Below are 5,247 nucleotides of genomic sequence, written 5' to 3'. Positions count from 1 at the left end.
GTTCTCGACCAGCGACCGGGCCGTCGTCGTGCGTCCGGCCTCGGTCAGGCCACCGGGGCGCCGTACTGCGCGGGCGCGACCTGCGCGCCCTTCGGGTCCGCGCCGAAGCGGTTCGGACCCACGGTGCCGGGCTGGGCGTAGAGCACGAGCATGATGATCCCGCCGACGAAGGGGATCACGCTGAGCCACCAGAAGAACCCCGAGCGGTCCTGGTCGTGAAGGCGCCGGATCATGACGGCCAGCGTCGGCAGCACGAGGGCCAGTCCGACGAGGGACCAGATCCCGACGACCACCATCGCGCCCGCTGCCAGCCCGGTGGACGCGTCGGTCATGGTGCCGTCCGGGGACATGGTCGCGGCGGAGGCCCCACCGGTGACCAGGAACAGGATCCAGAACACGACATTCACGATCAGGACGAAGAGGTAGAAGTACCAGAACTCGGAACGGCGGGCACGCCCCGAGAAGTTGGCGTACTGCGAGAAGACGGACTTGATCGCGTCCGAAAACGACATGACGGCCTCACTGGGTCGGTGGGTGGGGGGACGCGTGGCACGCGTCCCGTGCCGGGTCGCCAGGCGACCCGACAGCCCCGCGAGCGTAGAGTGCGCGTCCACGCGACGTCCAGGGCACGTCCACGTTCTGTCCACATCCCGGGTGGGGAGTGCTCCCCGTCGCGGGTTCGGGCGGATGTGCTGCGCCCGTATGCTCCGGGAGTGTCGACCCCCGCCCCCTCCCCGCGCGGAGCGCTGGACCGCGTGCCGGCGCCCGCACTGTTCCTGGTCTCCGGGCTCACGCTGTACGCGGGCGCGGCCGTCGCGGTCGGCCTCTTCGACCGCCTGGGGGCGCCGGCCGTCGGCTGGTGGCGCATCGCCCTGGCCGCCGTCGTCCTCCTCGCGTGGCGACGCCCGTGGCGCCGACGCTGGACCCGCCGGGACCTCGTCGCGGCGGCGCTGTTCGGCGTCGTCCTCGCGGGGATGAACGTCGTGTTCTACGTGGCCGTGGACCACCTGCCGCTCGGGGTCGCCGTCGCGATCGAGTTCCTCGGCCCGGTGGCGGTCGCGGCGGTCACGGGCCGCGGGTGGCAGGAGCGGGCGGCGATCATCGTGGCCGCGGCCGGCGTCGTGCTGCTCGCGGGCGTCACCCTGGGTTCCGGGATCCCGCGCGAGGACGCCGTCATCGGGCTGAGCGCCGTCCTCGCGGCGGCCGCGTGCTGGGCCGGCTACATCGTGCTCGGCAAGCGGGTCGCCCACGCCGGGTCCGGCGTCGACGGGCTCGCGGTGGGCATGGCGGCGGGCGCCGTCGCGTTCGCGCCCTTCTTCGCGTGGACGACCCCGGAGGTCGTGACCGACCCGCCCCTGCTGCTCTTCCTGCTGGTCGTCGCGATCTGCTCGTCCGTCGTCCCGTACGTGCTGGACCAGGTGGTGCTCCGCCGGGTGGGCATGGCGACGTTCTCCGTGCTGCTCGCCCTCCTGCCCGCGACCGCCGTCCTCGTCGGCGCCGTCGTGCTGCGGCAGGTCCCCACGTGGCCGGAGCTGGCCGGCCTCGCGCTCGTCTCCGGCGCGATCGCCATGACGGCGCGGTCGTGACGGCGGTCGGCGCGATGGACGGCGCGGAGCGGCCTTACAGGTACTGACCGGGGGAGGGGCGCCGGTCGTCCTGTCCCGGCTGTCCGGGCTGACCGGGGCCCGCCGGGCCGCCCGGCCCGAACGGCGCCGGGTGCGCCCCGGGCGGCAGCGCGCGCCGCATCTGCGAGAGCTGCGCCTGCGCCGCCATCTGCTGGGCGACGAGCGCCGTCTGGATGCCGTGGAACAGGCCCTCGAGCCAGCCGACCAGCTGGGCCTGCGCCACCCGCAGCTCGGCGTCCGAGGGCACGCCCTCGTCGGAGAACGGCAGCGTGATGCGGTGCAGCTCCTCGACGAGGTCGGGGGAGAGGCCCTCCTCCAGCTCCGTGAGGGAGCGCTCGTGGATCTCGGCCAGCCGGGTGCGGGCGGCGTCGTCGAGCGGGGCGTCGCGCACCTCGTCGAGCAGCCGCTTGATCATGCCGCCGATGCGCATCACCTTGGCGGGCTCCTCGATGCGCGACGACTCCTCCGCCGGCTCGCCCTCCACCTCGGAGGACTTGCCGCCGGCGGGGTCGGTGGCCTCCCCGTCGGGGGTGACCACCCGTGCGCGGGGGGCGTCGATGTCGCGAGTGGCGTCGTCGCTCTCGGTCATGCGTCCCAGTGTGGCCCACACAGCCGACAGGGGCCGCTCGGCCCTGGCGTCAGGGGACCAGCAGCACCTTGCCGAACACCGCGCCGGACTCGAGCAGCTCGTGGGCGGCGGGGGCCTCGGCGAAGGGCACCCGGGCGTGCACCACGGGACGCACCCGGCCGTCGGCGACCATGGGCCACACCTGCTCGCACACGGTCGCGACCAGGGCCGCCTTCTCCTCGGCGCTGCGCGGGCGCAGCAGGGTCCCGGTGACCCACGCGTGCTTGGCCATGAGGGCGTTGAGGTCGAGCTCGCCCCGGCGGCCCCGCTGGAGCCCGATGACGACGAGCCGGCCGCCGGGGGCGAGCGCGCGCACGTTGTCGGCGAGGCCGCCGCCCCCGAGCACGTCCAGCACGACGTCGGCGCCCCGGCCGTCCGTCGCGTCGCGCACCGCGGCGACGACGTCCTGGGTGCGGTGGTCGACGGCGACGTCGGCGCCGAGCTCGACGCAGCGCGCCACGCGCTCCGGGCCGCCCGCGGTCGCGACGACGCGCGCCCCGAGCGCGGCGGCGAGCTGGATCGCGACGCTGCCCACGCCGCCCGACCCGCCCTGCACCAGGAGCGTCTCGCCGGCGCGCAGCCGGCCGGTGTCGACCAGGTTGGTCCAGGCGGTGCAGACGGCCTCCGGCAGCGCGGCGCCGTCGACGAGGTCGACGCCGGCGGGCAGCGGCAGCAGCTGGCCGGCGCGCGCCACGACCTGCTCGGCGTAGCCGCCGCCTTCGAGCAGCGCGACGACGCGGTCGCCGGGCGCCCAGGTGGTCACTCCCGGCCCGAGCGCGCGGACCGTACCCGAGATCTCGAGTCCCGGCCACTCGGGAGCGCCGGTCGGCGGTGGATAGTTTCCAGCGCGTTGCAGCAGGTCAGCGCGGTTGACGCCTGCGGCGGCCACATCGATCAGGACCTCGCCCGGGCCCGGTTTGCCCAGGTTGACGAGGGATAGGGTGAGTTTCCCTGGACCGCCAGGTGCCGATATCGTGACCGCTCGCACACCGATGGAGCCTACTCGCGTGCCTGGAAGCCCAGCCGGGCGCGGGGGGTGGTGCCGGACGTGATGGCACCCACCCGAGGAACGGGCGGCGACGGCCGCCCGCCTCGACGAACAGTGTTGGAGAGAGGTTCAGATGCTCCGCAGGTTGGGCGTTCGCGGGAAGATTCTTGCGACACTCGCCGTGCCGATCTTCGTCCTGGCGTTGACGGCGGGCTGGATCACCTGGCAGTCGCTGCAGGAGAACCGCAGCGCCGAGCAGACCGCGGCCCTCATGGAGTCGCTGCAGCTGCAGGACGACGCCGGCTCCGCCGTGGCCGCGGAGCGCGCCACGAACATCGCCGCCGACATGGGTATCCCGGGTGCCAAGAAGGCGCTCGTCGAGGCGCAGGAGGCGACCGACCGCGCCCTCGACGCCCGCGACGAGGCGCTCGAGGTGCTCGACACCAGCGCGCTGCCCACCAACGTGCAGGACGCGGTGAACCGGACGCTCCGCGACCGCACGGTCCTGGACGACCTGCAGCGCAACGTCATCTCCGGCCAGCTCTCCGAGTCGCGTGCCACCGAGCGGTACACCGCGCTGAGCGAGAACGCGCTCGACGTCCCGCGCGCCGTGGCCCAGAGCAGCGACGACTCGGGCCTCACGCGCCACATCAACGCCTACGTCGCCCTCGACGAGGCGATGCTCGCGAACACCATGGAGCGACCGGTCGCCGGCGCCGTCCTGGCCACCGTCGCGCAGGGCGAGGCCCCGCCGTCAGAGCTCAACGGCCGCATGGTGAACCTGCTGCAGACCACCGACTCCCTCATCGCGAACGCGCAGGAGCAGCTGGACCTGATCCCGGGCGGGCTCGAGGTGCCGGGCTACGAGGAGGACCTCGACCGCTCGCGGCTCCAGCTCCGGTACCTCAACCTCTCGGGCATCGACCCCGAGGTCGCGAGCCAGTGGAACGAGATCTCGCAGGCCTGGGTCGACTCGACGCAGCCGGTGCGCGACGAGGCCCGCGACGCCGCGGTCGAGTACTCGAAGGACCTCGCGAGCAGCGCCCAGACCGCCGCGCTGCTGACCGGGGCGGCGGCGTTCGGCGTCGTGCTCGTGTCGTTCCTGCTGGCGCTGCTCATCGCGCGCCGCATCGTGCAGCCGCTGGCCCGCCTGACCTCCGCGACGGCGGAGGTGCGCGACCGTCTGCCCCGCATGGTGGAGCAGATGGCCGTGCCGGGGCAGGCGCCGTCGATCGACCTCGTGCAGGTGCCCGTCGAGTCGAGCGACGAGATCGGGCGCCTCGCTGCCGCGTTCAACGAGGTGAACGAGACCACGATGGTCGTCGCGCGCGAGCAGGCGGCGCTCCGCGGCTCCATCGCGGAGATGTTCGTCAACGTGGCCCGCCGCGACCAGGTGCTGCTCAACCGCCAGCTCTCCTTCCTTGACGAGCTGGAGCGGTCCGAGGAGGACCCGAGCACGCTGTCGAACCTCTTCCGCCTGGACCACCTGGCCACGCGAATGCGCCGTAACGCCGAGTCGCTCCTCGTGCTCGCGGGCATCGACTCGGGCCGTCGCGTGCGCAACCCGATGCCGATCTCCGACGTCGTGCGCACGGCGTCCTCCGAGATCGAGCTCTACGACCGGGTCCGCCTCGACCTGGGCGTCGACCCGCACATGCTCGGCCACAACGCGCTGAGCTCCGCGCACCTGCTGGCGGAGCTGCTGGAGAACGCGACGATGTTCTCCGAGCCGCACACGCCCGTCGAGGTGTCGACGTCGCGCGACGAGCGCGGGGTCGTCGTCACGGTGCGCGACCACGGGCTCGGCATGAGCCCCGAGGAGATCGCGGACGCCAACACCAAGGTCTCCAGCCGCTCCGCGTCGGACGCCGTCGGCGCCCAGCGGCTCGGCCTCTTCGTGGTCGGCCGCCTGGCCGACCGCCTCAACGCGCAGGTCCGGTTCCAGGGCGGGGCGTCGGGGTCGGGCACGGAGGTCACGGTCGTCTTCCCGGCCGACCTGTTCCCAC

Annotated in this window: 5 protein-coding genes; 2 read left to right on the top strand and 3 right to left on the bottom strand. The window is 73.7% G+C overall.

The features are described 5' to 3' along the window. Positions 1–44 precede the first annotated feature (44 nt). The gene (locus tag ACFUVW_RS19395; protein WP_430572934.1) at positions 45–512 is read right to left on the bottom strand and encodes a DUF805 domain-containing protein; all 468 of its coding nucleotides are present in this window, start codon (positions 510–512) and stop codon (positions 45–47) included. A 243-nt stretch (positions 513–755) separates the two neighbouring features. On the opposite strand from ACFUVW_RS19395, the gene ACFUVW_RS19390 reads away from it, so the two are divergent. Then, a complete protein-coding gene (locus ACFUVW_RS19390; protein ID WP_430572935.1) occupies positions 756–1,586 on the top strand; it encodes a DMT family transporter in 831 nt (276 codons plus the stop codon). 34 nt (positions 1,587–1,620) lie between these two features. Here ACFUVW_RS19390 and ACFUVW_RS19385 read toward each other — a convergent pair whose 3' ends face one another. Further along, positions 1,621–2,214, bottom strand: coding sequence for a bacterial proteasome activator family protein (locus ACFUVW_RS19385; RefSeq protein WP_430572933.1), 594 nt, complete (start codon positions 2,212–2,214; stop codon positions 1,621–1,623). 49 nt (positions 2,215–2,263) lie between these two features. After that, positions 2,264–3,241: an NAD(P)H-quinone oxidoreductase gene (locus ACFUVW_RS19380; RefSeq protein ID WP_430572932.1), complete on the bottom strand. Its 978-nt coding sequence runs from the start codon at positions 3,239–3,241 to the stop codon at positions 2,264–2,266. A 181-nt stretch (positions 3,242–3,422) separates the two neighbouring features. On the opposite strand from ACFUVW_RS19380, the gene ACFUVW_RS19375 reads away from it, so the two are divergent. Then, positions 3,423–5,247, top strand: a 1,825-nt coding sequence (locus ACFUVW_RS19375; RefSeq protein ID WP_430572931.1) for an ATP-binding protein, incomplete at its 3' end; no start/stop codon positions are given.

It is taken from the genome of Isoptericola sp. NPDC057391 (assembly GCF_042668085.1).
Taxonomy (GTDB): Bacteria; Actinomycetota; Actinomycetes; order Actinomycetales; family Cellulomonadaceae; genus Isoptericola.
The sequence above is the reverse complement of the archived record's forward strand: the minus strand, read 5'-3'. Positions and strand labels throughout refer to the sequence as shown.